Origin of the sequence: Marinovum sp. (genome assembly GCF_034669705.1) — a bacterium.
In the GTDB taxonomy this organism is placed as follows: domain Bacteria; phylum Pseudomonadota; class Alphaproteobacteria; order Rhodobacterales; family Rhodobacteraceae; genus Marinovum.
Window position 1 is genome coordinate 219,289 of sequence record NZ_JAXMOR010000001.1, and the last position, 26,162, is coordinate 245,450.

27 protein-coding genes are annotated in these 26,162 nt (G+C 67.0%); 3 read left to right on the top strand and 24 right to left on the bottom strand.

Going from position 1 to position 26,162, the window contains the following annotated elements; translation table 11 throughout:
- Position 1 precedes the first annotated feature (1 nt).
- The 3 genes from tatB to VOI27_RS01155 are packed head-to-tail and all read left to right on the top strand — an operon-like array spanning position 2 to position 2,297.
- Positions 2–538 (top strand): Sec-independent protein translocase protein TatB, encoded by a 537-nt coding sequence (tatB, locus tag VOI27_RS01145; protein WP_323763436.1) that lies wholly within the window; start codon positions 2–4, stop codon positions 536–538.
- The gene (tatC, locus tag VOI27_RS01150) at positions 538–1,458 is read left to right on the top strand and encodes a twin-arginine translocase subunit TatC (protein ID WP_323763437.1); all 921 of its coding nucleotides are present in this window, start codon (positions 538–540) and stop codon (positions 1,456–1,458) included. Before tatB ends, tatC begins: the two co-directional genes overlap by 1 nt.
- Positions 1,458–2,297, top strand: coding sequence for an ATP-binding protein (locus tag VOI27_RS01155; RefSeq protein ID WP_323763438.1), 840 nt, complete (start codon positions 1,458–1,460; stop codon positions 2,295–2,297). Before tatC ends, VOI27_RS01155 begins: the two co-directional genes overlap by 1 nt.
- 632 nt (positions 2,298–2,929) lie before the next feature.
- On the opposite strand, the gene VOI27_RS01160 is transcribed toward VOI27_RS01155, so the two are convergent.
- From VOI27_RS01160 to VOI27_RS01275, 24 genes are all read right to left on the bottom strand, one after another.
- Positions 2,930–3,448 (bottom strand): redoxin domain-containing protein, encoded by a 519-nt coding sequence (locus VOI27_RS01160; RefSeq protein WP_323763439.1) that lies wholly within the window; start codon positions 3,446–3,448, stop codon positions 2,930–2,932.
- A gap of 21 nt (positions 3,449–3,469) precedes the next feature.
- Positions 3,470–4,657: a peptidoglycan DD-metalloendopeptidase family protein gene (locus VOI27_RS01165; protein ID WP_323763440.1), complete on the bottom strand. Its 1,188-nt coding sequence runs from the start codon at positions 4,655–4,657 to the stop codon at positions 3,470–3,472.
- A gap of 63 nt (positions 4,658–4,720) precedes the next feature.
- Complete coding sequence (locus VOI27_RS01170; protein ID WP_323763441.1) at positions 4,721–5,365, bottom strand: protein-L-isoaspartate(D-aspartate) O-methyltransferase; 645 nt, start codon at positions 5,363–5,365, stop codon at positions 4,721–4,723.
- Positions 5,362–6,147 (bottom strand): 5'/3'-nucleotidase SurE, encoded by a 786-nt coding sequence (gene surE, locus VOI27_RS01175; RefSeq protein ID WP_323763442.1) that lies wholly within the window; start codon positions 6,145–6,147, stop codon positions 5,362–5,364. Before surE ends, VOI27_RS01170 begins: the two co-directional genes overlap by 4 nt.
- Positions 6,148–6,264: 117 nt before the next feature.
- Positions 6,265–6,912: an SDR family NAD(P)-dependent oxidoreductase gene (locus tag VOI27_RS01180; protein WP_323763443.1), complete on the bottom strand. Its 648-nt coding sequence runs from the start codon at positions 6,910–6,912 to the stop codon at positions 6,265–6,267.
- A 159-nt stretch (positions 6,913–7,071) separates the two neighbouring features.
- Positions 7,072–7,335, bottom strand: coding sequence for a hypothetical protein (locus VOI27_RS01185; protein WP_323763444.1), 264 nt, complete (start codon positions 7,333–7,335; stop codon positions 7,072–7,074).
- A gap of 211 nt (positions 7,336–7,546) precedes the next feature.
- Complete coding sequence (gene purF / locus VOI27_RS01190) at positions 7,547–9,004, bottom strand: amidophosphoribosyltransferase (protein ID WP_323763497.1); 1,458 nt, start codon at positions 9,002–9,004, stop codon at positions 7,547–7,549.
- Positions 9,005–9,269: 265 nt separating this feature from the next.
- A complete protein-coding gene (locus VOI27_RS01195; RefSeq protein ID WP_323763445.1) occupies positions 9,270–9,833 on the bottom strand; it encodes a CvpA family protein in 564 nt (187 codons plus the stop codon).
- A gap of 29 nt (positions 9,834–9,862) precedes the next feature.
- Positions 9,863–11,230 carry a DNA repair protein RadA gene (gene radA / locus VOI27_RS01200; protein ID WP_323763446.1) on the bottom strand — a complete coding sequence of 456 codons (1,368 nt, stop codon included), beginning with the start codon at positions 11,228–11,230 and terminating at the stop codon, positions 9,863–9,865.
- A 48-nt stretch (positions 11,231–11,278) separates the two neighbouring features.
- The gene (locus VOI27_RS01205; RefSeq protein ID WP_323763447.1) at positions 11,279–12,064 is read right to left on the bottom strand and encodes a DNA repair protein; all 786 of its coding nucleotides are present in this window, start codon (positions 12,062–12,064) and stop codon (positions 11,279–11,281) included.
- 110 nt (positions 12,065–12,174) lie between these two features.
- Positions 12,175–12,609, bottom strand: coding sequence for a paraquat-inducible protein A (locus tag VOI27_RS01210; protein WP_323763448.1), 435 nt, complete (start codon positions 12,607–12,609; stop codon positions 12,175–12,177).
- Positions 12,610–12,630: 21 nt separating this feature from the next.
- Positions 12,631–13,023: a hypothetical protein gene (locus VOI27_RS01215; protein WP_323763449.1), complete on the bottom strand. Its 393-nt coding sequence runs from the start codon at positions 13,021–13,023 to the stop codon at positions 12,631–12,633.
- Complete coding sequence (locus VOI27_RS01220) at positions 13,023–13,769, bottom strand: ABC transporter ATP-binding protein (protein WP_323763450.1); 747 nt, start codon at positions 13,767–13,769, stop codon at positions 13,023–13,025. The genes VOI27_RS01215 and VOI27_RS01220 overlap by 1 nt, the downstream gene beginning before the upstream one ends.
- Entirely contained in the window at positions 13,766–14,551 is a 786-nt protein-coding gene (locus VOI27_RS01225) for an ABC transporter permease (protein WP_323763451.1), read from the bottom strand. Before VOI27_RS01225 ends, VOI27_RS01220 begins: the two co-directional genes overlap by 4 nt.
- On the bottom strand, positions 14,548–15,585 hold the full coding sequence (gene alr, locus VOI27_RS01230) for an alanine racemase (RefSeq protein ID WP_323763452.1): 1,038 nt from the start codon (positions 15,583–15,585) through the stop codon (positions 14,548–14,550). The genes VOI27_RS01225 and alr overlap by 4 nt, the downstream gene beginning before the upstream one ends.
- Before the next feature lie 117 nt (positions 15,586–15,702).
- Entirely contained in the window at positions 15,703–17,193 is a 1,491-nt protein-coding gene (locus tag VOI27_RS01235; protein WP_323763453.1) for a replicative DNA helicase, read from the bottom strand.
- Positions 17,194–17,434: 241 nt separating this feature from the next.
- Positions 17,435–18,112: an orotate phosphoribosyltransferase gene (locus tag VOI27_RS01240; protein ID WP_323763454.1), complete on the bottom strand. Its 678-nt coding sequence runs from the start codon at positions 18,110–18,112 to the stop codon at positions 17,435–17,437.
- Positions 18,113–18,191: 79 nt separating this feature from the next.
- Positions 18,192–19,229, bottom strand: a complete 1,038-nt coding sequence (gene pyrC / locus VOI27_RS01245; RefSeq protein ID WP_323763455.1) for a dihydroorotase — start codon at positions 19,227–19,229, stop codon at positions 18,192–18,194.
- A gap of 42 nt (positions 19,230–19,271) precedes the next feature.
- On the bottom strand, positions 19,272–20,207 hold the full coding sequence (locus VOI27_RS01250) for a phosphoadenosine phosphosulfate reductase (protein ID WP_323763456.1): 936 nt from the start codon (positions 20,205–20,207) through the stop codon (positions 19,272–19,274).
- A 121-nt stretch (positions 20,208–20,328) separates the two neighbouring features.
- Entirely contained in the window at positions 20,329–21,369 is a 1,041-nt protein-coding gene (locus VOI27_RS01255; protein ID WP_323763457.1) for a glycosyltransferase family 2 protein, read from the bottom strand.
- Positions 21,370–21,373: 4 nt separating this feature from the next.
- Positions 21,374–22,072, bottom strand: coding sequence for an FkbM family methyltransferase (locus tag VOI27_RS01260; protein ID WP_323763458.1), 699 nt, complete (start codon positions 22,070–22,072; stop codon positions 21,374–21,376).
- Between the two features lies 1 nt (position 22,073).
- On the bottom strand, positions 22,074–24,398 hold the full coding sequence (locus tag VOI27_RS01265; protein ID WP_323763459.1) for a glycosyltransferase family 2 protein: 2,325 nt from the start codon (positions 24,396–24,398) through the stop codon (positions 22,074–22,076).
- Positions 24,395–25,039 (bottom strand): hypothetical protein, encoded by a 645-nt coding sequence (locus VOI27_RS01270; protein WP_323763460.1) that lies wholly within the window; start codon positions 25,037–25,039, stop codon positions 24,395–24,397. Before VOI27_RS01270 ends, VOI27_RS01265 begins: the two co-directional genes overlap by 4 nt.
- The gene (locus VOI27_RS01275; protein ID WP_323763461.1) at positions 25,036–26,076 is read right to left on the bottom strand and encodes a glycosyltransferase family 2 protein; all 1,041 of its coding nucleotides are present in this window, start codon (positions 26,074–26,076) and stop codon (positions 25,036–25,038) included. Before VOI27_RS01275 ends, VOI27_RS01270 begins: the two co-directional genes overlap by 4 nt.
- Positions 26,077–26,162 lie beyond the last annotated feature (86 nt).

A 26,162-nucleotide genomic window follows, 5' to 3' on the forward strand; every position in this document is an offset into this window, starting at 1 on the left:
GATGTTCGACCTTGGCTGGACCGAGCTTCTGGTCATCGGGGTGGTGGCGCTGATCGTCGTCGGCCCCAAGGACCTGCCGGTGCTGTTCCGCCGCGCCGGCGAGTTCGTCGGCCGCGCCCGTGGCATGGCGCGCGAGTTTAGCCGCGCGATGAACGAGGCCGCCGACGAGGCCGGGGTGAGCGACATCAAGAAGACCATCCACACCGCGACCAACCCGATGAAATCGGCGATGGACGGGGTCAAGGACGCCGCCCGGCAGGTGGCCGACCCGCTGGGCGACCTGGAAAACGGCAAGAAGGCGGACAAGGCGAAGCCGGGAACGCCAAAGGCCGGTGACACGACCGCTGACAAGGCCGGAGCGCCCAAGGTCGACGCGTCCGAGACCGCCAAGCGCGACGCCCAGGCCAAGAAGATCCAGGCCGCCACCGCCCGCGCCGCCGCCGAGCGCAAGCGGCGCGAGGCCGACGAGGCGGTCAAGGCCGCCGAGGCGGCAGAAGCCGCGGCGGGTGCGCCCGCGCAGGACCAGAAAGACCTTTGATGAGCCATCCCGACGAGATCGAAGACAGCTCGGCCCCGCTGATCGAGCATCTGGCGGAACTGCGCACGCGGCTTATTCGCTGCGTGGTCTATTTCCTGATCGGCATGGTGATCTGTTTCACCGTCGCCACGCCGATCTTCAACTTCCTGACCAATCCGCTCTGCCAGGTGCTGGCCGAGCGCGGGCAGGACTGCGACCTGATCTTCATTTCGCCGCAGGAGGGTTTCTTCGTCGCCATCAAGGTCTCGTTCCTGGGCGGCTTCATGCTCGGATTTCCGTTCATTGCCAACCAGTTGTGGCGCTTCGTGGCACCGGGGCTCTACAAGTCGGAAAAGGGCGCCTTTCTGCCCTTCCTGGTGGCCTCGCCTTTCATGTTCTTTCTCGGCGCGTCCTTTGCCTTTTACGTGGTGACGCCGCTGGCCTATGACTTCTTCCTCGGTTTCCAGCAGTTCGGGGCCGAGGGCGAGGCGGTGGTCGGCGAAGAGGTCACCCAGGGGCTTTCGGTGGTCTTCCAGGGCTCGGCTCAGGAATACCTCAACCTCACCATCAAGTTCATCGTCGCCTTCGGCCTGTGCTTTCAGTTGCCGGTGCTTCTGACGCTGATGGGCAAGGCCGGACTGGTCAATGCCGAGGGCCTGGGCGCGGTGCGCAAATACGCCGTGGTCGCGATCCTCGTGCTGGCCGCGCTGGTGACCCCGCCCGACGTGATCACCCAGGTGATCCTCTTCGTGGTGGTCTACGGGCTCTACGAGGTCTCGATCTTTCTGGTTCGCCGGGTCGACCGCAAGCGCGAGAAGGACCTGCGCGCCCAAGGCCTGTGGTTCGAGGATGACGAAGAGGCCGACGACCTTGCCGATGACCCGCTGATGTCGGAATTCGATGAGGACGAAGATGATCTCGGAAAACCGGACAAGAGCTGATGAGCAAAGCACTGAAACGCATCGCCGACGCGCTGGAGCGGATGGCGCCCGCTCCGCTGGCCGCACCTGATTTCGACGCCGCCGAGGCCTTTCTCTGGCACGTCGAGCCCGACCGCCTGCAACCGGTGCCCGAGGTCAGCCGGGTGGCGATCGACCTGCTGATCGGCGTCGACCGGGCGCGCGACACGCTGCTCGCCAACACGCTGCAGTTCGCCCGCGGGTTGCCGGCGAACAACGCGCTCTTGTGGGGCGCGCGGGGCATGGGCAAGTCCTCGCTGGTCAAGGCGGTGCATGCTGAGGTGCTGCGGCAGGGTGAAGGGCTCAAGATCGTCGAGCTGCAGCGCGAGGACCTGCCCTCGGTGAGTCGTCTGCTTGGGCTGTTGCGGGGCCGTAGCGAGCGCTTCGTGCTGTTCTGCGACGACCTGTCGTTTTCCCATGACGACCAGCATTACAAGTCGCTGAAGGCGGTGCTGGACGGCGGGATCGAAGGGCGGCCTGAGAACGTGGTGTTCTATGCGACGTCGAACCGCCGCCACCTGATGCCGCGCGACATGATCGAGAACGAGCGCTCCTCGGCAATCAGCCCGTCCGAGGCGACCGAGGAGAAGGTCTCGCTCTCGGATCGGTTCGGGTTGTGGCTCGGGTTCCACCCTTGCTCGCAAGACGAATACCTGTCGATTATCCGCGGCTATTGCGACGCCTACGGGCTGGAGATCGCCGACGACGCTCTGCGCGCCGAAGCGGTCGAGTGGCAGGCGACGCGCGGCGGGCGGTCTGGCCGGGTGGCCTGGCAGTTCTTTACCGATCTCGCGGGACGTCACGGCGCGACGCTCGGCTGAGGCTTGCGTCGGCCCGGCTCACATCAAGGTTAGGATGTCAGTCGGAGGAGAGGCGGCTATTCACGGTCGGGCCTCCATCTCCCTCTGCTCCGTTCGCGGTATGCGCCGGCCCGGAACAAGGGCGCAGCCTGCCGGGCCAGCGGTGGCCCGCCCCACCGGGCTGCCGCTTTGGCTGCGGGAGGCGCTTGCATCTGAGATCAGACGGACTTGGCCGGAATAAACTGCCATACAGCACGGTTGCTGCGGCACCCCGCGAGCCGCCGCTGGCCCGGCTCACGTCAGGGATAGGGCTCGAAACGGAATCGGCTATTCTCGGTCCGAGTTTCAACCTGATCCGCTTCGGTCGCCGCATGCGCCGGCCCGGAACAAGGGCGCAGCCCGCCGGGCCAGCGGTGGCCCGCCCCACCGGGCTGCCGCTTTGGCCGCTGGAGGCGCTTGCCTCGGAGATTTGACGGACTTGGTTGGCATAAACTGCCTTACAGCACGGTCGCTGCGGCACCCCGCGGGCCGCCACTGGCCCGGCTCCTGTCATCGCGACAGAGCGCCTTTGCGGCCTCACACCGGCCCGGCTCCGCAAGCGGCCGACCGAGACCCAGCCCCGGACGCGATCCGGGGCCTCTCACCGTCCCGCGCTACAGCATGCCGCGCGGTGGGCGGTCGTTTTCCTTGGTAAAGATCATCCCGTCGAGCAATTCCGCCAAGTCCGGCCGCGCCGCGGGACCGTTGGAAATCGCGATCAGCAGCAGGCTGCCGTCGGGCCGCAGGACAAACACTCCGGGCTCGGCAAAGGGCGCGCCGGTTTCCGCGTCGGACAGCGGCTGGGTGACATAGAGCCCGAGCGTTTCCATCTGCTCGCGGCTCAGCCCGTAGCCCAGGTCGAAGCCCCAACCGAAGTCGTCACGATCGCTTTGCGCCTTGGCCTCGGTGTCGGCAGACACCACCGCAATCTCGAACCCGGCCGCCTGCCAGTCACCGCGCATGGCGTCGAGCGTGTTGAGGTATTTCTTGCACCGCGGGCAGTGCTTGCCGCGGTAGACCACCAGCAGCGTCCAGGCCTCGCGCGTGCCGCCGATGGTGATCTCGCCGCCGCCGACCTTGGCAAAGGACAGGGGCGCAAGCAGGCTTCCGGCAATCGGCTTGGGTGTCGGCATGGCGTTCTCCCTCTGGTGAGACTAGCGCACGTAGGGCAGCGGATCGACGCTCTCGAAGCCTTCGCGCACCTCGAAGTGCAGGTAGGACGGATCGCCCGCCGCCACCTTGCCAAGGGTCTGGCCGCGGCTGACGGTGTCGCCCTTCTTGACGGTGATACCGTCGACATTGGCATAGACGGTCAGCACGTTGTTGGCGTGTTTGACCACCACGATCGGCACCTGATCGGCGCTGGCGGTGATCGCCGCCACCGTGCCGGCCTCGGCGGCCTTGACCGGGGTGCCGGCGCTGGCGGCGATGTCGATGCCGTCGTTGCGGCCCTTGGCGTATTCGCGGATCACCGAGCCGGAGACCGGCATCTGCATCCGCGCCGCCTTGGCCGGCGCCTTGGTCTGCTCCTTGCCGAGATCGGGCGAGGGCGGCACCGGCACCGGGGTGGCCGCCGCGACAGGCGTCGCTGCCGGCAGCGGCTTGGCGGCGCTCGGCGGGGTCGGCGTCGGCGAGCCTTGGCCGGGCTCTGACGTCCTGACCGGCTCTGGTGCGGCGACGGGGGTGCTGGCGGCGGCGCTCTCGCGCACAGTGGGGATCAGCAGGAACTGGCCCTGGCGCACGGTGAATTCCTTGTCGAGCCCGTTCCAGTCGGCCAGAGCCCGCACCGAGACGTTGTAGAGCCGGGCGATGGTAAAGGCGGTCTCGCCGCGCTCGACCTGGTGGCGCACCGGCTCGGCGCCGGTCTGCACCGGCGGAAGTTCGCTTGTCTGCACCGGCGTGGCGGCTGCGCTGTCGATGGCGGCCCCGGCGATGGCGGTGATGTCGGGCGCCTCGGCGGCCGGGCGGATCGGGCCGGTGGCGGGTTCCTCGACCTTGTAGGGCAGGGCGATAATTTCTCCGGCGCGCAGGCTGTCGTCGGCCCGCATGCCGTTGAACCGCGCCAGATCGGGCACGCTGATGCCGACGCGGCCGGCCAGCTTGCCCAGGGTATCGCCGCGCTGCGCCACCGCGACCTGGTAGCTGGGATAGGAAATAATCCCGCGTTCGTCCGGGCTTGGCCGGCTTGCCGTGGCGTTGCGCGCGGCCTCGGAGGTGTCGTACTGGCTGCTGCCGATCTTGCCACGAAGATCGAAATCGTTCGGCAGGCTGTCACAGCCCGCCAGAACGGCCAGCGCCGAGCCAGCCACGATCACCGGAAAGCGGGGCGGAAAATGCCACATCTCGATATCCCTCAAATTTCGTCCGGTTGGCCCGGATTTGATGTTGCCGAAAACATACACCGATCACGTGTCACGCCCAAGCCCTTCGACCAGCGGTACAAAGCGCACGGCGCGCAATTCATCGTATTCAAACCCGTCAGGTTCGCGTTTTACGCGGATCAGGCGCTGCACCGCGTCGGACTGGCCCACCGGCAGCACCATGACGCCACCGACCCTGAGCTGCGCCAGCAGCGGGCCCGGCGGGTCTTCGGCGGCGGCAGTCACAAGGATGCGGTCGAACGGCGCCTGGTCGGGCAGGCCAAAGGAGCCATCGGCGGTGAAGGCGGTGATATTGGCGAGGTCGAGCTTGTCGAACACCGCCCGCGCGCCCTGCACCAGCCGCTTGTGGCGGTCGACGGTGTAGATCCGCCGGGCCAGCTGGCTCAGGATCGCCGCCTGATAACCCGAGCCGGTGCCGACCTCGAGCACGGTGTCGCGCGGCTGCACGTCGAGCGCCTGGGTCATCAGGCCCACCACAGAGGGCTGGCTGATGGTCTGGCCACAGGCGATGGGCAGCGGCATGTCCTCATAGGCGCGTTCGGAAAAGAAGCCTTGGATGAAATCGGCGCGGTCGATCTTCTCCATCGCCATCAGCACCCGGCGCTCGGTCACCCCCTTGGAGCGGAGCGCGTAGAGAAACTGCATCTTGCGTTCGGCCTCGGGGGTCATTCCAGCGCGCCTTCCAACGCCGTCAGCGCGTCGGTCGCCGTCAGGTCGGCGCGCATCGGGGTGACCGAGATAAAGCCGTCGAGATTGACGCCGGCATCGCTCTCAGGCGCCACCGCGGCATGCTGGTCGCCGCCGCGGATCCAGAAGAAACGCCGGCCCGAGGGCGACAGCTGCGGCTCGACGCAGAAGGCGGTGTTGTCACGCAGACCCTGCGGCGCGGCGCGGGTGCCCTTGACCGCGGCCGCGGCCACCGGCGGGAAGTTGATGTTGTAGAACAGCTGGTAGGCCGAGGGGTTCTCGATCCGCGCCTGAAGCACCCGGCGGACCACCGCGGCGCCATGCACCCGCGCGGCCTCGAAGGGATCGTCCAGATCGCGGTTGCCGGGGCCGTAGTACTGCGACAGTGCCATCGCCGGCAGCCCCTGCAGCGCGGCTTCCAGTGCGCCGCCGAGCGTGCCGGAATAGAGCGCGTTTTCGGCCGAGTTGTTGCCGCGGTTCACGCCAGAAAGCACCAGGTCGGGGCGCCGGTCCTTCAGCACGTCATGCAGGCCGACCATGACGCAATCGGCCGGGCTACCCTCGGCGGCAAAGCGGCGGTCGCCCATGTCGGAGACCATGAAGGGATGGGTGTAGGAGATGCAATGCGCCACGCCGGATTGCTCGAAGGCCGGGGCGACGGTCCAGACCTCGCCGCCGGGGCCGGCGATCTCGCTGGCGATCTCGTGCAGGACCTTGAGGCCGGGCGCGTTGATGCCGTCGTCATTGGTGATGAGAATGCGCATGAAGTCCCCGAGCAATAGCTGGCCTCTGCTTAGTGGAGCAGGCGCGCAGGGGCAAGCCGGGGCAGGACCGATCGGGCCGGGGAGCGGTGCCTAAATACCAGTCACCCGGCGGCAGGCTCAGCCCAGCCCGAGCGCCGAGAGCACTCGTCCGGCCTCGTCGCGCGGGCGCGCGAGTGCACCGGCGTCCTGACCCGGAAAGAACCGCGCCCGGGTGCCGCTGGCCATCTGCGCCGGTTCCAGCACATGCACCTTCGGCCCCATGCTCGCGGTCTCGGATTGCCAGCTGCGGGCCAGAGCGACCTGCGCCGCCTTGGTGGCGCCGTAGGAGGCAAAGAACTTCTGGCCGGCGCGAGGGTCGTCGAAGAACACCGCCTGGCCCTGAGTGCCCAGCAGCGGCGCAATGAAGGGGATCAGCCGGCCAAGGGCGGTGACATTGACCTCGATGCTCTTTTGCCAGTCCTTCATGTCGAGATGATCGGCCGGCGTCAGCGGCGCGGCATGCACCGCGGTATGGCACCAGAGGTCGAGCTTGCCCCAGCGGTCATGGATGCCGCGGCAAAGCTGCGCCATGGCGGCCTCGGTGGTGATGTCCATCGGCGCCAGGGTGGCGCTGTGGCCCTTGGCCTGGATGCGGTCATCAAGCTCTTCGAGCGCGCCGGTGGTGCGTGCCACGGCGATGATGTGATGGGTCGGCGCCAGCGCTTCGGCGAGGGCAGCGCCAAGCCCGCGGGAGGCGCCGGTGATCAGGGCGGTTTTCTCGGTCATGGGCCGGGTTTGCGGCGGTTCGGCGCGAAGGTCAAGACGCGGGCAGGGCGGCCGGGGCGGATTTGCGAAAACGCACCGTCAGACCGGCCGTGCGCCGGCATGAAAAAAGCGGCGATGCCTGTCGCACCGCCGCCCGGGTCTTTGGAATATTGCCCGGGCTCAGGAGCCGGGGATGGTCAGCTTGATGCCATGCCCCTCGTGCGAGATGATGACCTCGCCATCGCCGATCGCCGTGACCTCGCCGCCGTTGATCTGCGCGCCGAGGCCCACGGTGGTGACGCCGCCGTAGCCGTTGCGCAGGATGGCCTTGGGCCCGGATTGCGAGGTCAGGGTTCCCAGCAGAACGGTTTCGAGCATCGGCATTTCCGCCTGCTGCGTGGCCGCGGCCTGGGTTTCTGGTGTGATCTTGACAGTCTGTGCCATGTGGCTTTCCCCATAAGTAGAAGCGCCGCAAACCTGATCGTCAGGCTGTCGCACTGCGGCGCCGCGATCGGGGTCTAAAACGTTTGCGGTAACGGGGGAAGGGGCCGGGATTTCATCGGCAGAATGGTGCCCCGATCGGCGATCGGGGCGGCAGATTACGGCTTATTGCGGCACTGGGTCGCGGGGGCGGGCACACGGAATGAACCGGAGGTTATTCCGCCGCCTTCATCTCGAATCCCTTTTCGATCATATCCGCCGGAATCACCGGGTATTCCCCCGAGAAACAGGCGTCGCAGTACTGCGGGCAGGCGGGGTTGCGGCCCTCGGCCTCGCCGACCGCGCGGTACAGACCGTCGAGCGAGATGAACTTGAGCGAATCGACCGACAGGTGATCGCGCATCTCGTCCTCGCTCATGGTCGCGGCCAGCAGCTTTTCGCGCTGCGGGGTGTCGACGCCGTAGAAGCAAGGCCAGGCTGTGGGCGGAGAGGCGATGCGGAAGTGTACCTCGGCGGCGCCGGCATCGAGGATCATCTCCTTGATCTTGCGAGAGGTGGTGCCGCGCACCACCGAATCATCGACCAGGATCACCCGTTTGCCCTCGATCAGCGCGCGGTTGACGTTGAGCTTGAGCCGCACGCCCATGTTGCGGATCTGCTCGGTCGGTTCAATGAAGGTCCGGCCCATGTACTGGTTGCGGATGATGCCCATGCCATAGGGGATGCCGCTTTCATGCGCAAAGCCGATGGCCGCCGGGGTGCCGCTGTCGGGCACCGGGCAGACCAGATCGGCCTCGACCGGTGCCTCGCGGGCCAGCTCGACACCGATCTGGCGGCGCGTTTCATAGACCGAGCGGCCGCCGAGAATGCTGTCGGGGCGCGAGAAATAGACATGCTCGAAAATGCAGAACCGCGATTTCGCCTGGGCGAAGGGGCGATGCGAATGGACCTGGCCGTGTTCGACCACCACCATCTCGCCGGGATCGACCTCGCGCACCAGCTCGGCACCGATGATGTCGAGCGCGCAGGTTTCAGAGCTGAGCACATAGCCGTCATCGCCGATCTTGCCCAGCACCAAAGGCCGCACACCCAGCGGGTCGCGCACGCCGATCAGCTTGGTGCGGGTCATGGCGACGATGGAAAACGCGCCCTCGACCCGGCGCAGGGCGTCCTGCATCCGGTCGGGCACCTTGCGCTGCAGCGAGCGCGCCATCAGGTGAATGATGCATTCGCTGTCGCTCGAGCTCTGGAAGATCGAGCCGCGCTCGATCAGCTCTCGGCGCAGCGCGTCGGCATTGGTGATGTTGCCGTTGTGGGCAATTGCCGCCCCGCCCATCGAGAACTCGCCGAAGAACGGCTGCACGTCGCGGATCGCGGTCTGGCCCTTCGAGCCGGCGGTGGAATAGCGCACGTGACCGATGGCCAGATCGCCGGGCAGCGTCTCCATCAGCGATTGCTTGGTGAAGTTGTCGCGCACATAGCCGAAGCGGCGGGCGGAGTTGAAGCCGTGGTCGGGGTGATACGACACGATTCCCCCGGCTTCCTGTCCGCGGTGCTGCAGCGCGTGCAGCCCGAGCGCCACGAAGTTGGCCGCGTCGGTCACGCCGACAACGCCAAACACGCCGCATTCTTCTTTCAGTTTGTCGTCATCGAAGGGATGAGCAGGGGGCATCAGGGCGTCGGCCAATGGGTGGCTCCGAATCCGTTATTGCTTTCGGGGGTTACTTAAGCCTTCGGTGCGGGCATGTCACGGAACTATGACGATGTTATGCAGAACCGGCGGTGGAACGCTTTGTACCGGAGATGGGAAGGCAGGTTTCGCGGCGCATGCATGCGTCGCTGTGCAGAGTGCGACTGTGCGGCGAATGAGGGTGCGTCGGGCGGCGAGGTCCCGGGTCAAGCCCGGGACGCGTGTCGCTAGGACCGTGGGGCCCGGTTTACTGCGCCGGAGCGTCGCAGACGCCGACCAGTTCCTCGTATTGCGTGGTGACCCAGCCCAGCGCCTGCTCGGGGTTGCGCTCTTCGATGGCGTCGGTCATCCGGCCGAATACCTGCGCCGAGCGCGAGTCGTCGATCATCGCGATGTCCTGGCTGGTGATCACCGTCTCGTAGACGAAGAACGCGATCGCCACCAACAGGATGCCGCGTGCCACGCCGAACAGGAAGCCCAGCCCCTGGTCGAGCCCACCAAGCGCCGAACGCTGCACGATCGAGGAAAACAGCGGGGTAAAGAGCGACACCACGACCAGCGCCGCGGCAAAGACCACGGCAAAGGCGGTGATGATGCTCAGCTCGCAGCTGTCGCGGATGAAATCGCCCAGCACGGGAATTTCCTTGACCAGCGGATCGACCTGCGGGGCAAAGACAAAGGCGAGGACCGCCGCGGCGACCCAGCCGGCAATCGCCATCGCTTCGCGCACCAGACCCCGCGAATAGGCCAAGAGTGCGGATAGCACGATGACAACAGCCACGATGCCGTCAACAAGTGTAAAACCTTCCATGTCCTGCCCTTCACTGCCCTCAGCGGCGCCTATCCGGCACCAAACGTTTCACCCACGAATGCGGTCAGATCGGCCATGCGGTTGAGGCTGAGACCGGCATCGCCCGACATCTTGCCACCCTCGGGCACGATCGCGGACGTAAAACCAAGTTTGGCCGCTTCTTTCAACCTGTTTTCGCTCTGACCCACCGGGCGCAGCGCACCAGATAGGCTGATTTCCCCGAAAACAACGGTTTCCGGCGGCAAGGCCGCATCTTCACGCGCGGAAAGCAGCGCAGCCGCCACCGCCAGGTCGGCGGCCGGTTCGCTTACCTTCATGCCGCCAGCGACGTTGAGATAGACGTCGAGCCCGGCAAACGGAATGCCGCAGCGCGCCTCGAGCACCGCGAGAATCATCGCCAGCCGCGATCCGTCCCAGCCGACCACCGAGCGCCGCGCCTGCGCATGCGGCGTCGGCGCCACCAGCGCCTGCATCTCGACCAGCACCGGCCGGGTGCCCTCGATGCCGGAAAACACCACCGAACCGGGCGCTGGTGTGCCCCGTTCGCTGAGAAACAGCGCCGAGGGGTTCAGCACCTCCTGCAGGCCGGCGCCGGTCATCTCGAAGACGCCGATCTCATCCGCGGGGCCAAAGCGGTTCTTGACCGCGCGCAGGATGCGGAACTGGTGGCCGCGCTCGCCCTCGAAATAGAGCACCGTGTCGACCATGTGCTCCACCACCCGGGGGCCGGCGATCTGGCCGTCCTTGGTGACATGTCCCACAAGGATGACCGACATTCCTTTACGTTTCGCAAATGACGTCAGCTCATGCGCCGCCGCCCGCACCTGGCTGACCGAGCCGGGGGCCGAGCCCACGTTGTCGGCCCACATGGTCTGGATCGAATCGATGATTGCGAGCTGCGGCCGCTCCTTGTCGAGCGTGGTGAGGATGTCGCGCAGATTGGTCTCGGCACCGAGCCGCACCTGTGCCTGTGTCAGCTCGAGCCGCTGCGCCCGCATCCGCACCTGGGCGCTGGCCTCCTCACCGGAGATGTAGACGGTCTTCAATCCCGCCCCGGCAAAGCGCGCTGCCGCCTGCAGCAGCAGGGTCGACTTGCCGATGCCGGGATCGCCGCCCACGAGGATCGCGCTGGCCGGCACCAACCCGCCGCCGAGCACCCGGTCGAGCTCGTCCATGCCGGAGTGGGTGCGGGGCGGGGGGGCCTCCTCGGCCGAGAGGTCCGAGAGCGCCACAGCCCGGCCGCGCGCCTCGCCCAATGACTTGCCGGAAGGGCCGGTCGAGATGCCGGCGTCCTCGGTGATGGAGTTCCACTCGCCGCAGGCCTCGCAACGGCCAGACCACTTGGTGGTGACGTTGCCGCAGGCGGTGCAGGAGAAGGTTTGTTTCGACTTGGCCATGGGAAGGCGTCATGCCCGAGGACAGACGCCTTGCCAAGCGGTCTTCGCCTATTCGGCGGCCTGGCGCCCGGCCAGTTCGATCATCCGGCCATTGGCCATCCGGCTCGCCTGTCGCAGGTCGGCGCCGGCGGGCATGTCGATCTCGGGCATCACGTCGGTCAGCAGCTCCGACAGGCGCTGGATTTCCGAGCGCGCCACGTCTTCCTCGATCTCGACCCGCATTGCCCATTTGTGGATGTCGTTGGCGATCACCTTGGCCTCTTCCAGCCGGTCCTCGATCAGCTTCACCTCCTGCTGGCGCTGGGTCAGGAAGCTGCGGGCGCGGTCGACGCGCTCATCGGAATAGACCTCGGCCAGCTCGTGGCTGATCGCGCCCATCTGCGCCGCGACTTCAAGAAGATCGGTCTCGAGCACGCTCAGATCGGGGTGGTTGCGCAGAAAGTTCATCCGTTCGCGCACCGCGTCGAACTCGGATTTCAGCTGGAACACGCCTTCGCGGTCGGCCTTGTGCACTGCGTCATAGGCGCGGGCGACGTCCTGCATGTTGATGGCAAAGCGGCGATGGCTGGTTTCCAGACGCAGGATGCGCTGGTTTGTCGGCAGGTAGACACAGAGCCCGAGCACCGCCGCGGTCACCGCGATCTGGACGATCCAGCCAAGATCCACCGGCGGATTGCTGCCGAACTGCAGGGGTAGCGAGAGCCAGGGTGCTTGCCCCACGGCGCTTGCAACGGTATAGGCAAGCAGGCCCAAACCGGCGATGGCATAAAATGCCATGAAAATCATCTGGAAGACTACGGCGACCAGCCGCAGGGCAGTGTGAAAGTTGCGCATCTGATCCCCCTAGGATCTTGAATGTGGGCGGCCCGGATGAGTATGCAGGCCTGCGACTTTTCGACCTAGAAGTATTTAATAATGCGTCAACCTTTGGCGGTCCCTCGTGATCAATATTTCGTTTCGTCACGTTTCGTGAAAATCGAGCAGGCCAAAGACGCCAATATGCAGAAGGTGAAGAGGTAGAGCCCCCAGAGGGTTTCGATCCGCCCGACACCGATTCCCTTGATCACCGTGATGTAGAGCGCGATCAGGAAGATGTCCGCCATCGCCAGTTTCCCCATGAACGTCAGCGCCGGCAGGATCCGGGCGTCCGCGCGGCCGAACTGCACCAACGCCAGACCGAGGGTCTTGAGGTAGGGGGCGATCAGGGCAAAGAGCGTCACCACCGCCGCCAGCATCAGGTCCGAGGCCCAGAGCGCCCGCAGCCCGGTGAGCACGCTGATCCGCTCGAGCCCGAAGAGCGGCAGCAGACCGGCCTGCATCAAGGGCGCGACCCAGGCCAGCGGGTAGAGCAGCAGCAGCGACAGGTTGAGCCAGCGCATCGGCGGTCTGCGTCCTTGTGCTCAGTAAAACCGCGTGAAGCCCCAGAGCCCGAGCAGCACCGCCAGAAGCAGCAGATGCGCCCAGTCGACCCATCTCCAGCCGCGTCCGGGCGCGAAGCGCGAGGCCAGCAGCGGGGCGGAGGCCAGCAGCGGCAGCATCATTCCGCCCAGCGGCTTGGTCAGCCCGGCGGCCAGTTGCGGCAGCGGGCCGGTATAGAGGTTGAGCAGCGGCGGGCCGAAATGCGCCGCCATGCCGAGCAGCGCCAGCAGCAGGCTCGCCAATCCCAGCCAGCGGCTCGGGCCCCGCGCGGCACCGGTGCGGGCAGCGGCCAGCATCGCCAGCAGCGGCAGGTAAAGAAAGGTCTGCAGGCTCAGAAGCGCCATGACCGCAGGGCTCGGTTGCAGGAAGGACATCAGCGGACTGCCTCGATCGGGCCGTCGGCGCGGCCGTGGGTGAATTGCTGCAGGTAGGGGTCCGGGGCGCCTTCCATGTCGGCGACAGACCCTTCCCATTGGATCACCCCGTCATGAAGCATCGCCACCCGGTCGGCAATCGTGCGCACCGAGGTCATGTCATGGGTGATCGTCATTGTGGTTGCTCCCAGTTCCGTCACGATCTCGCGGATCAGGGCGTTGATCACCCCGGCCATGATCGGGTCGAGCCCGGTGGTGGGCTCGTCGAAGAAGATGATCTCGGGCTCGGCGGCAATGGCCCGCGCCAGGCCGACGCGTTTCTGCATCCCGCCCGAAAGCTCCGAGGGATAGAGGTCGGCCACCTCGGGCTTCAACCCGACCCGGCGCAGCTTGTCGATGGCGATCTCGCGCGCCTCGGGCCAGGGCCGCCTGAGCGCGCCGCGCAGCAGGCGGAAGGCGACATTCTGCCAGACCGGCAGGCTGTCGAACAGCGCGCCGCCCTGGAACAGCATGCCGAACCGCGCCAGAAAGGCATCGCGGTCGCCTTCGTGCACCTCGCGGCCGTCGACCTCGATGCGGCCGCGGTCGGGCTCGACGAGACCGAGCACCGACTTGATGGTCACCGATTTGCCGGTGCCGGAGCCGCCGATGATCACCATCGACTGCCCCTTGGGCACATGCAGGTCGACGCCGCGCAGCACGTGGTTGCTGCCAAAGGATTTGTGAACGCCACTGAGCCGGATCATGCCGCGAAAAACACCTCTGTCAGGATGTAGTTGGCGGCAAAGATAAGCACCGAGGCGGTGACCACCGCCGATTTGGTGGCCCGGCCCACGCCCTGCGCGCCGCGCCCCGACTGCATCCCGAAATAGCAGCCGCAGAGCGCCACGATAAAGCCGAAGACCGCGCCCTTGATCAGACCGGAGGTGACGTCCCAGAGCTCGAGGAAATCGAAGGTGTTCTTGAGATAGGCGGCGGCGTTGAAGTCGAGCCGCGTCACCCCCACCAGATAGCCACCGAGGATGCCGATGCTGTCGCCCACCGCCACCAGCACCGGCACCGCCAGCGTCGCCGCCAGCACCCGCGGCACGGCGAGGTATTTCATCGGGTGGGTCGAAAGGGTCACCAGCGCGTCGATCTGCTCGGTCACCTTCATGGTGCCGATCTCGGCCGCGATCGAGGAGGCGACCCGCGCCGCCACCATCAGCCCGCCCAGCACCGGGCCCAGTTCGCGCACCATGCCGATGGCGACGATCGAGGGCACGGCGAATTCGGCCTGGAACCGCGCGCCGCCATCATAGATCTGCAGCGCCAGCGCGCCGCCGGTGAAGAGCGCGGTCATCCCCACCACCGGCAGCGAAAGCCAGCCGATCTGCACCAGCGCCACGCCGAATTCGCGCCAGTACCACGGTGGGCGAAAGATGTGCCCGACGGCCGCGCCGGCAAAGAGCGCCATCCGTCCGACATAGGCCAGAAGCGCCAGAACGCTGCGGCCCAGCGCCGCCACCGGAGAAAGCAGCACGCTCATCCGCCGAGATAGACCCGGGTGTAGCGCTGGCCAAGCGCGGTCAGCACCTCGTAGCCGATGGTGCCGGCCCAGCCGGCCAGCGTGTCGACCGTCTGGTGCCGACCCAAAAGCTCCAGCGTGTCGGGCACCGCGCGCAGCCCGGTCACATCGACGCCGATCAGGTCCATCGAGATCCGGCCGGCCACCGGACAGCGGGTCTCGCCCGCCATCAGGCTGGCCTTGGGCCCCATGGCGCGCAGCACCCCGTCACCATAGCCCGCAGCGATGGTGGCAATGCGGGTCGGCCGCTGCGCGGTGAAGGTGTTGCCATAGCCCACGCTTTCGCCCGGGGCGAGGTCGCGGCACTGGATCACCGGCACCTCGAGCGTCACCACCGGCGCGGCCCCGGCAAAGGGCAGGCCACCGTAGAGCCCGACCCCAGCGCGGGTGACGTCGAAATGATACTCCGGACCCAGCAGGATGCCGCCGGTGGCGGCCAGCGAGCGCGGGGCCTCGATGCCGTCGGTCATGTCGCGGAAACACTGCAGTTGCTGTGCGTTCATCGGGTGATCGGCGGTGTCGGAGCAGGCCAGATGGCTCATCACCAGCACCGGCTTCTGCGCCAGCGCGATGTCGCGCAGGGCGGCCCATTCGGCGGGCTCCATGCCCAGCCGGTTCATGCCGGTATCGAGCTGCAGGCCGAAAGGCGCGCCGGGCAGGGCCTCGACGTGGCGCAGCATCTGGTCGATGTTGTTGATCATCGGCACCAGTTCGAGATCGCGGATCAGCCGCGTGTCGCCCGGCATATGGCCCGAGAACACGCAGATTTCCGGCCCGGCCCCCAATGCCTCGCGCAGCGCGGCGCCTTCCTCGGCCAGCGCCACGAAGAACCGCTGCACCCCCTCGCGGGCCAGCGCCCCGGCGACCCGGGCGGCGCCCAGACCGTAGCCGTCGGCCTTGACCACGGCGCCGGTCTCACCCTCAGAGAGGGCATCCAGCGCCCGCCAGTTGGCGCGCAGCGCGTCGAGATCGATTGTCAGTTTCGCCTGTGCCATGCGGGCTTAGTCGGTCCGCCGGAGGGCAAGGTCAAGGGGGAAATCCGGCGGCGGAAATGACTGCGGGCCGGACCCTTGCCTGATCCGACCCGCAAACCTGCCCTCGCTCGATTATTCCTAGAAGCTCTGGCCGCCGCCGTCCTGTTGCCAGGGTTTGACGAGGTTGCCGAAGCGGGTGAACTGGCTCTCGAAGCTCAGCTCGACGGTGCCGATCGGACCGTGACGCTGCTTGCCGATGATGACCTCGGCCTTGGCGTGCAGGCGCGACATCGCCTCCTGCCATTCCGCCATCTTGTCGAGCTCGTGATCGCCGGGCTTCTCGCGTTCCTTGTAGTATTCCTCGCGGAACACGAACATCACCACGTCGGCGTCCTGCTCGATCGAACCGGATTCCCGCAGGTCCGAGAGCTGCGGCCGCTTGTCCTCGCGGCTTTCCACCTGACGCGACAGCTGCGACAGGGCGACCACCGGAATGTTCAGCTCCTTGGCGATGGCCTTCAGGCCCATCGAGATCTCGGCGATCTCCTGCACCCGGTTCTCGGCGGTGCCGCGGGCGAGCTGCAGGTAGTCGATGATCAACAGGTCAAGCCCGTGGGTGCGCTTGAGCCGCCGGGCGCGGGCGGCAAGCTGCGAGATCGGGATCGACGGCGTGTCGTCGATATAGAGCGGGCAGGCCTCGAGCGCCTTGGCGGCATCGACGAAGCGGCGGAACTCCTCTTCGGTCATGTCGCCCTGGCGGATCTTGTGGCTGGAGATCTCGGAGGCTTCGGCCAGAATACGGCCGGCGAGCTGTTCGGCGCTCATCTCGAGCGAAAAGAAGCCCACCACGCCGCCGTCGATCGCGCCCTCGGTGCCGTCGTGGCGCATGCCGCGCTTGTAGGCCTTGGCGACGTTGAAGGCGATGTTGGTGGCCAGCGAGGTCTTGCCCATCGAGGGCCGCCCGGCGAGGATCAGCAGGTCCGAGGGGTGCAGGCCCCCCAGCTTCTTGTCCATGTCGATCAGCCCGGTCGAGAGCCCGGCGAGGCCGCCCTCGCGCTGATAGGCAGCGTTGGCGACGTTGACCGCATCTGTGACCGCCTTGAGGAAGGACTGGAAGCCGCCCTCGGTCTGGCCCTGTTCGGCCAGCTTGTAGAGCTTCTGCTCGGCCTCGACGATCTGTTCGCGCGGCTCGGACGCCACGTCGACCCGCGCCGCCTTGGCGCTGATGTCGCGGCCCAGCCCGATCAGGTCGCGGCGCACCGCGAGGTCATAGATCATCTGCGCATAGTCGCGCACCGCGAAGGCCGAAACCGCGGCCCCCGCCAGCCGCACCAGATAGGCGGCGCCGCCGAGCTCGCGCAGGCCCTCGTCGTCTTCCATGAAAGCCTTGAGCGTGACCGGCGAGGCGAGATTGTTCTTGGCGATCCGGGCGGCGGCGATCTCGAAGATCCGCGCATGCACCGGCTCGTAGAAATGCCGCGCGCCGATGATCGAGGCGATGCGGTCGTAGACGTCGTTGTTGGTGAGGATCGCGCCGAGAAGCTGCTGCTCGGCCTCGATCGAGTGCGGCATGGTTTCTTCGGCTTGAATTTCCACGCCTGTTGGATTGATTGTCGTGATCTCGTTCATGTCGTGATCTCGTTCATGTTGCCCGCTCTTGTCTCTGCCCCGTGGAGGCCTGTTCTAGCCAAACCGGGGATGCCGATCCATCTGGATAACCCTGTGGATGATCCGCAGGGATAACTTCGGTGACCCAGGGTCACAGCGCCTTTGCCTCGGCTCATATGGTAGCCGATTGCAGGAGTTCTGCCAAATGTAGATTTGGACTGTGAGTCGCGGGTGTGTTTTCCCCAGCTATCCACAGGTGGATTTATTTCTTGTTGGCTTCCTGCCACTTACGCGGATCGTTGAGGAAAGCCTCGACTTCGGTCAGCGTCTCGGCCGCGAATTTGCCCTGCGCCTTCGCCTCGGCCAGCACGTCCCACCAGGTGCAGAGGTGGTGCAGCGCGACGCCGTGATCGCCGAGCGTCTTCTCGGTCTCGGGGAAGATGTCGTAGTAGAATATCACCGCCGTATGGCCGCAGCTGGCGCCGGTCTCGCGGATCGCGTCGACGAAGGAGAGCTTGGAGCCGCCGTCGGTGGTCAGGTCCTCGACCAGAAGCACCCGCTCGCCCTCGGACATCGCGCCTTCGATGCGGGCGTTCTTGCCATAGCCCTTGGGCTTCTTGCGCACATAGGTCATCGGCAGCGCCATGCGTTCGGCCATCAGCGCGGCAAAGGGGATGCCCGCGGTCTCGCCGCCGGCGATGTTGTCGAAGGCCTCGAAGCCGGCCTCGCGCATCACGGTGACGGCGAGGAAATCCATCAGCGTCGACCGGATCCGCGGAAAGGAGATCAGCTTGCGGCAGTCGATATAGCTGGGCGACGGCAGACCGGAGGCCAGCGTGTAGGGCGTGTCGGTGTTGAAGTTCACCGCGCCGATCTCGAGCAGCATGCGGGCGGTGAGGCGGGCGATTTCTTCCTTGGCGGGGTAGGTCGAGGGGATCATGACGGGGGTCCTTTTGGAGGCGGAGCGCCGAAAGAACTTTCATGCCTCCGGCGGGGAATATTTTTGGCCAGAAGAAGCCTCAGGTGACGGTCCAATGCACCGCGAAGCCCGGATCGAAAACGGTCACCGGGCCGTCTTCGGTGTCGATCTTCTCGGGGAAGGTGACGGCGTCGCCCCGGGTAAGGGTGATCGTGTCCTCGTTGACCGGCAGGCCGTAGAAGGCGGGGCCGTTGCGCGAGGCGAAAGCTTCGAGCCTGTCGAGGGCGTTCTCTTCCTCGAAGACATGGGCCAGCAGGGGCAGGGTGTTGGTGGCGGTGAAACAGCCGGCGCAGCCGCAGGCGCTTTCCTTGTTGGGATCGGTGTGCGGCGCGCTGTCGGTGCCGAGGAAGAAGCGTTGGTCTCCGCTGGTGGCGGCGGCGCGCAGGGCCAGCCGGTGCTCCTCGCGTTTGGCCACCGGCAGGCAGTAGTAATGCGGCTTGATGCCTCCGACGAGGATGTGGTTGCGGTTGATGATCAGGTGATGGGTTGTGATCGTCGCGCCGAGGCCCGCGTCGCTGGATTTCACGTAGTCGACGCCGTTGCGGGTGGTGATGTGCTCCATCACCACCTTCAGGCCCGGGGTGGCGCGACGGATCGGGTCGAGCACCCGGTCGATGAACACCGCCTCGCGGTCGAAGATGTCGATCTCGGGGTCGACCACCTCGCCATGCACGCAGAGCGGGCAGCCGATCTCGGCCATCTTCTCCAGCACCGGACGGACCTTGTCGAAATCGGCGACGCCGCTGGCGGAATTGGTGGTGGCGCCGGCAGGGTAGAGTTTGACCGCGGTGATCAGGCCGCTTGCGTGCGCGGCGGCGAGATCGTCCGGATCGGTGTCCTCGGTGAGGTAGAGCGTCATCAGCGGCGTGAAATCGGCGCCCGCTGGCAGCGCGGCGCGGATGCGGTCGCGGTAGGCCGTGGCATCGGCCCCGGTCACCACCGGCGGCACCAGGTTGGGCATGATGATCGCGCGGGCGAAGTGGCGCGTGGTTTCGGGCAGCACGGCGCGCAGCATGGCGCCATCGCGCAGATGCAGGTGCCAGTCGTCGGGGCGGCGGAGGGTCAGGCTCTGGGTCATGCGCCAGCAGTTACACCAGCCGCGGGAAGGGTGCCAGAGGGCTTAGCCGGCCTTCTGCTTGCGGGCCTCAATCTCGTCGAGCCGGCGCTGGAACTTGGGCGCGTTCTGACGCGAGACCACGAAACGGCAGAGCCGTTCGGCCAGGGCGGTGCGCTTGTCGCGGTCGAGCGCGCCGAGCAGGTTGCGCAGATAGGCCGGGTGGCTGCGCCGCGCCCGCATCAGCCGGTAGAAGCTGTGGCGGTCGAGCTTGCCGGTGCCGGCCTTGGCGAGGATGCGATAGAGCACCGCCATCTCCAGAAGCTCGCTCTGGATGGTGTCGCCGAGCCCCGGCACCGGTAGCAGCGTGGTCTGCGGGCCATGGAACAGTGCGGCATGCATGGCGTCGAGCTGTTCGCGCGGGTCGTAGATCACATGCAGCTGGTCGGCGGCCTGCGCCATGTCGGGGGCATAGCCGTAGCGCGACGTGAAATCCATCGCCCGCAGGTCGTTGAACCGGTCGTCCCAGCCGGCGAGCCGCGGATTGAGCGTCGCCTGCGGCTGCACCGCCACCACGGTGGCGCCCGGGCAGGCCACCGAGAAGGCCGTGGCCGCATAGCCGCAGGGGCCGGCGCCGTAGAAGATCACCCGGTCGAATTCGTCGAAGAACCCGTCGTCGGTGAGCTCGTCGAAGAATTCATAGACCTCTTCGGTGCGGAACCATGTCTCGCCGTCGCAGACCACGCCAAGATGCGACCAGCCCATGGCACGCACCAGGTCAAAGCCCAGCGGATGGCCGGTTTCCGACAGCGCCTGGATGCCCTGGAAGCTTTCGAAGGTGACCAGCAGCGTGTCGCCCTCCTCGATGAAGGCGGCGGCGTGCTTGGGGCCGAGCGGAGCGTAGAAGCCCTCTTCCTCGGCAATCGCCTTGAGCGCGCCGAACCACTGCGCCTTGGGCAGAGAGGTCATCGGGGCATCGAATGTGTTCGGCGTGTCCTGCATCGTCAATTCCTCGAAGCGCACGCGGCTCTTGCGCGTTTGCAACAGGGATATCGAACAATTTAGGCGAAAATTGGAAGGATTGACCGTCGATCAAGGCGAATTCCTGACGACGTCCGCCCGGTCAGGGGCTTGCGGGCCGGGCCTTGCGGGCGTGGCGGTGCAGCCGCAGCGCCACCTCTGGCGGCAGCGGCTGTGACGGCGGGGTCATCAGCAGACGGCCAAAGAGCGCGCGTGCAGGCTCGTCCTGCATCAGCGCGGCAAAGCGCGCATGGCGCCAGGCCACGGCCTCCGCGTGCAGCCGGGACAGCTCGGCGTCGGCGGCGAGGCGGGCGCGTTCCTTGTCCACTTCGGGCGCCAGCCGCAGCAGGGTGCGGTCCTCGTCGGTGTTGAAATTGCGCTCGGTCCAGTAGTCGAGACCCAGCCGATGGTCGGAATGCACCGCGCGGCCGCGGGCAGATTTCAGCACGAAGCTCTCCATCGCCCCCAGCGCGTAGTGGTTGAGCTGGGCCAGCCGGATGTGGCGCTGGCCCGGCGGCGAGAACACCCGCCGGTCATGCGCCTGAAGATCGGGCGCACGGCCCTCGCAATCGCGCCAGTGAACCGCATGGCCCTCGCGCAGCCCGCGCGGCCGGTGCACCCCAAGCTGCCGGAAACTGCCGTCGTTGCGGTAGAGCGTCTTGAACATCTGCGCCCGCCACGGCCAGTGCATCACCTCCGGCGCGGCGCGGGTGAAGACCCGGCTCACCGGCGCGTCGCGATAGGCCACCTCGCCGCCGTTGCCAAACAGCCGCCAGGTCAGGGTGATGGCCGTGGCCTCTGGCAGGACGGCGATCAGGTCGGGCAGGCGATGCCCGCCGACGTGGATGTTGACATATTCGTCGATGTCCAGCGCCATCAGCCAATCGGCCTGACGCACCGGCTTGACCTTGCCGGCCAGTTTCAGCGCGGTGAACTGGATGCCGGACCTGTCGTAGGGCCCCTCGTTGCGGATATGGGTGACCCCGCCCAGCGCGGCCAGCCGGTCGGCGATCAGGTCGGTGCCGTCGGAGCAGTCATTGGTGCAGATCACCACATGCGAAAACCCCACCGCGCGGTGATGCGCCAGCCAGTCGAGCAGAAAGGCGGCCTCGTTGCGCAGGCAGAGGACGGCGGTGGCCTGCATCAGCTCACCACGGCTTGCGGAAGGTCACGACCTTGCCTTCGGAAGCGCGGGGGAAATAGGTCAGCCCGGCGCGCTGCATGGCGTCGAACACCGCCTGAACGCCCGGTTGCCCGATCCATTGCGGGTGCAGTTCGATCACCGCCACGCGCAGGCAGGACCAGTCAGCAGCGGGCAGCAGATCGGCCTCGCCGCCCTCGATATCGCAGATCAGGACGTCAGGCTTCACCTCCTCCAGCACCGCTTCGACGGCGTGACAGTCGACATCGACGGTCTGCAGGACGCCGTCGGGATTGACGGAGCCGTCGAGCGATGACGACAGGATGTTGCGGCGTACGTAGAAGGGCACCGGATCGGAAGGCAGAGGCGTCAGCAGGGCGTTGCGCAGGTCGATATGTTCGGCGCCGTTTGCCTCGTGCATGCGGCGGATGTGGGGGATGAGGGCAGGGTTGGCCTCATAGGTGACCAGCTGGGTGACCTTTCGCGCGACAGCCATCAGGGTCGAGACATAGCCGATGCCGCCGCCGAGCTCGAGCACACGGTCGCCTTCGTTGACCACGCGCAGCACCGCCTCGCATTCCTTGCGTTCGAAGGTCTCGGCCCGGAGGGCGGCACGTATGCGGCCCGTGGTAATGCCGACGGCCCGCGGCACCCGCATCCCGCGCGAGCGGATGTAGCCTCGGGCCGGCGGGGGATCGACGGGCATCTCAGGTCTCCATGTCGAGCGCCAGCGCATAGGCGGCGCGCTCGGTGCCGGTCAGGCGCAGGGTCATGGCCTGCTCATAGAGCTCTGCGAATTCGGGGATGTTCCGCAGCTCCTGCGCCTTGGCGCGGTGCCAGTTGCGCCCGCGCGCGTGACAGGCCGCCAGTTCAGGGTCGGCCAGCAGCCGGTCAAACTCGGCCCGCACCCGCGGCACATTGCGCTTGATGGTGATGTCGCGGTGGTCGTTCCAGTCCATCCGGATCCAGTAGTTGAGCCCGATCGACCGGTCGACATGCAGGGCGCGGCCGCGCTGCCGCTTGATCAGGAAGCTTTCGGCCGAGCGCAGGGCGTAATGGTTGAGCTGCAGGAGGTCATAGCCGATCGAGCGTTTGGAATTGCGCCAGCCGTTGACCTTGACCTCGTCGCCCATCGGCTGGCCCGAGCCATTGACCCAGTGCACCCGGGTCTCCATGCCCGGCACCAGCTTGTTGGGCCGGTGGCACGACAGCTTGGTATAGGCGCCGATATTGCGCACCATGGTCTTGAAGCCCCATGCGGTGTGCGGCTTGGGACAGAACTTCGGCGCGCAGGCGTCGAACTGCTCGATCACAAAGCTGTCGTCGAGCCGGGTGACGCCATTGTGGCCAAAGAGCCGCCAGGTCATCGCGACATTGGTGGCCTCGGGCACCCGGTCGCGGAAATCGTCGAGCGTGCCGTTGCCGCAGCGGATGTTGATGAACTCGTCGACGTCGATATGGATGATCCAGTCCGAGTTGACGATCACCGGTTCCTTGAGCGACCGGTTGAGGGCATATTGCTGCGGCGACTTGCCCGACCAGTCGTCGTTGTTGCGGTGTTCGATCACCCCCAGCGCCTGCAGGCGGGCGAGAATCTCGTCGGTGCCGTCCTCGCAGCCATTGGTGTAGATCAGGAAACTGTCGACGCCGATGGCGCGGTGATAGGCGATCCACTCGAGGATATAGGGCGCCTCGTTCTTCATGCAGCCGACGATGACGGTGCCGCTGGAACCCGGCGGCAGGGGCCGGCGCGGGGCCGGGGCAAAGGCTGCGGCCAGCTCTTCCTCGTTGACCAGCCCCAGACGGTTGTGCGGCGCAAACGGCCCGCCGCGCAACTGGGCGAATTTCTCCTTGGCGAGATCCGGCAGCACGGCCTCGGCCTGTTTCGTCAGCCCCGCGACCTCGCCCTTCTGGGCTTTCTCGGCGGCGCGCAGCTCGCGGGTGGATTTCTCGATCCGGGGCAGGGCGGCGGCCAGGTATTGCGAGGCGCGAAAGCCCTCCGTCGTCTCGGCCTCCTGCCAGCGCGGCAGCGGCGGATCGGCGGCCAGCACCGGGGCCAGCGCCGGGGTCTCCTGCGCCAGCGTCGCCAGGGTGCCGGCGAACCGCTCGGCGATCGGGGCCAGCGTGCCGGGCTGCATCGTCGGGCCAGGGGTCCGCAGCTCGCCCAGCAGCCGCTTCCAGACCTGCCGCGAGACCGCGTGATCGCCCCGCGCCAGCAGCCGGGTCAGCATGTCGTTGAACTGCCGCGCCCGCGCGATCCACTCGGCCGAGGGCATGGCCGGCGGGCGGATCTCCTCATGCTTGCCGATCTGCGGGTCGAGGTCAAAGCTGGCGCGCAGTTCCTCGGTCACCTCCGCACGGCAGAGCGCGTCCACATCCAGCGGCCGGAAGCCAAAGCAGCCGGCGCCGAACACCCCCTGCCAATGCCGCCGCAGCCCGGCGTAATCAAGCCAGGCCGGTGCCATCTGCACCTCCGGATAAAGGCCGCGATCCGGCCGCGCCTCGGGCCGGTCCGCCAGGCAGGCCGCCCACCAGTCGGCGCGCCCGGCCAGCCGCAGTTCGAGGTCGAGCGGCCGCATTCGCCCGTCCAGCACCTGCACGATATAGTGCCGCAGCAGCATCCGTGCCGGTCCGTCCACATGGGCGATCACCTCGATCCGGGTGGAGATCGGCGCCAGGAGCGCCTTCAGCCGCTCAAGCTCCGACCGCGCCAGCAGGGTGGTGCCGAACTGGTGCGCCGAGAGGATCAGGTGGTCGGCGCCGCTGGTCTCGACCTCGCGGGCCAGCGCCTCGGTGACATCGGCGCGCAGCTGCGCCTGCCGCTCTGGCGCGGCAAAGCCGCGGTTGTGGCGCAGGGTATCGACCGCGCCGGGATCGGTCACCGCCATGAACAGCCGGGTGTGGTTCTGCGCCCCGGGGCTGCGGGCAAAGAGCACGCCGCTGCGCAAAAGCTGCCGTCGCTTGGCCGCCAGCACCTGCTGCAGCCGGGTCGTGGCCCAGAGGTCCGGCCCGATATGGAGGCTGATCTTCATGCCCTGTCCTCACCTTCGGCGACGTTCACCGGGTTGACGTTGCTCTTGCCCCACCAGGGCATCTCGCGCCCCAGAAAGCCGCCGATCCGCATTGGCGCGTCCGCGGCCGAGACGTCGATCCGCAGGTAATCCCCGGCGCCGGCAAAAAACCCGTCGAGCGCGGCGTAATGCCCGGCAATCCAGGTCTCACGCTCGCGCGTCGTCACCCCGTAGCCGGCCGGCAGCCCGGGGATATCCGCCGCCGGCAGACGCTCTGTCCCGAGGTTCGACCAGCGCAGCATCGAATCCGAGATCGCCTCTGGCGGCCGCCAGGTGGCCAGGAAGCGCGCCCCGGGATGCAGCGCGCGGATCGCGGCCAGCAGACCGAAGTCGAACTGCGGCCAGATCGAGCGCGGCGGGCGCAGGGCGTTGATCTCGGCAAAGCCGTCGAAATCCTCCAGCCCGTGCAGCGGATCGCCGCGCAGGAAATAGCCGTCATACATCACCTCGCCGACAAAGCGCCCGTGCAGCGCGCGGTCGCCGGTCTGCACCTTCTTGATCCGGTGGTCGGCCACATGCAGGCCGGATTTGCGCAGCGCGCGGGCCAGCGTGGTGGTGCCCGATTTCGGCAGCCCGAGGTTGATCACCCGCAACCGGCTCATGGCAGCGCCAGCACCGGCCGGGTCCCGATCCGCGTCAGGAGATCCTGCTCGACGGGCGGCAGGGTCGGTGCGGCGCGCAGCTGCGCCCGCATCTCGCGGTAGCTCTCCTGCTGCAACAGCGCATCGCGCCGCGCCCGGTGCTGCGCCACGCAGTCCTCGTGCAGCGCCGCCACCCCCGGCAGCGCTTTCAGCGCGGCAACCCCGGCCTCGAGCTGCGGCAGCATCCGCAGGATCGAGCGATCCTCGCAGGCATCGTCATTGCGTTCGCGCCAATAGGTGTCGTCGAAGTCGCGGTTCTCGCGGTTGACGTCGCCGCGGTCGTTCTTCACCAGATAACTGTCGAGCGAGCGCAGCGCGTAATGGTTCAACGTCGCAAACCGGCGCGCGCCGGCGGCCGGGAACTTGCGCAGCCGCCGCTTGTTGGCCGCCAGCAGGAAGGGCTCTGGCACCGCCCGCCCGGCGCCATCGGTCCACCGGGGCGCGGGGGCCTTGCCGGGCCGGTGAAACGGCCGGTGCGCGCCGTAGTAGTGCAGCGGGAAATCCTTGCGCACCAGGGTCTTGACCTCGATCGCGCTCTCGGCGCACCAGAGGTCGGGATTGTGGCATCGGGTGAATTGGGCAATCACCGGCCGGTCCTCGAAAGGCTCGACCCCGCCATTGGCAAAGAACCGGAAGGTCACCGAGATCGCCTGCGGATCGCCGCAGGCCTCGATCAGCGCGGCAATGGAATGATCGCCGACGTGGATGTTGAGGAACTCGTCGACATCCGCCACCCACAGCCAGTCGGCGGCTTGCACGACGGCCTGCTGCCGCGCGTCTTTCAGCGCCTCCATCTGGTAGTTGCGCCCCTGCGCGGGGTTGGCCAGATGCGTTACCACATCCAGCGCCGCCAGCCGGTCCAGCAGCCGGTCGGTGCCGTCAGAGCAATCGTTGGAATAGAACAGGTGGTCGGTCACCCCGATCACCCGGTTGTAGGCGATCCATTCCAGCAGGAACGGGCCCTCGTTCTTGACACATGTCACCGCCGTTATGCGCATCGTGCCGCATCCCGACGCCCGTGGTTGACGCTCTGCATGGCCGCCCCTGATCGCGATTGGCCGCGATACTGCCGTCTCTTGGTTAT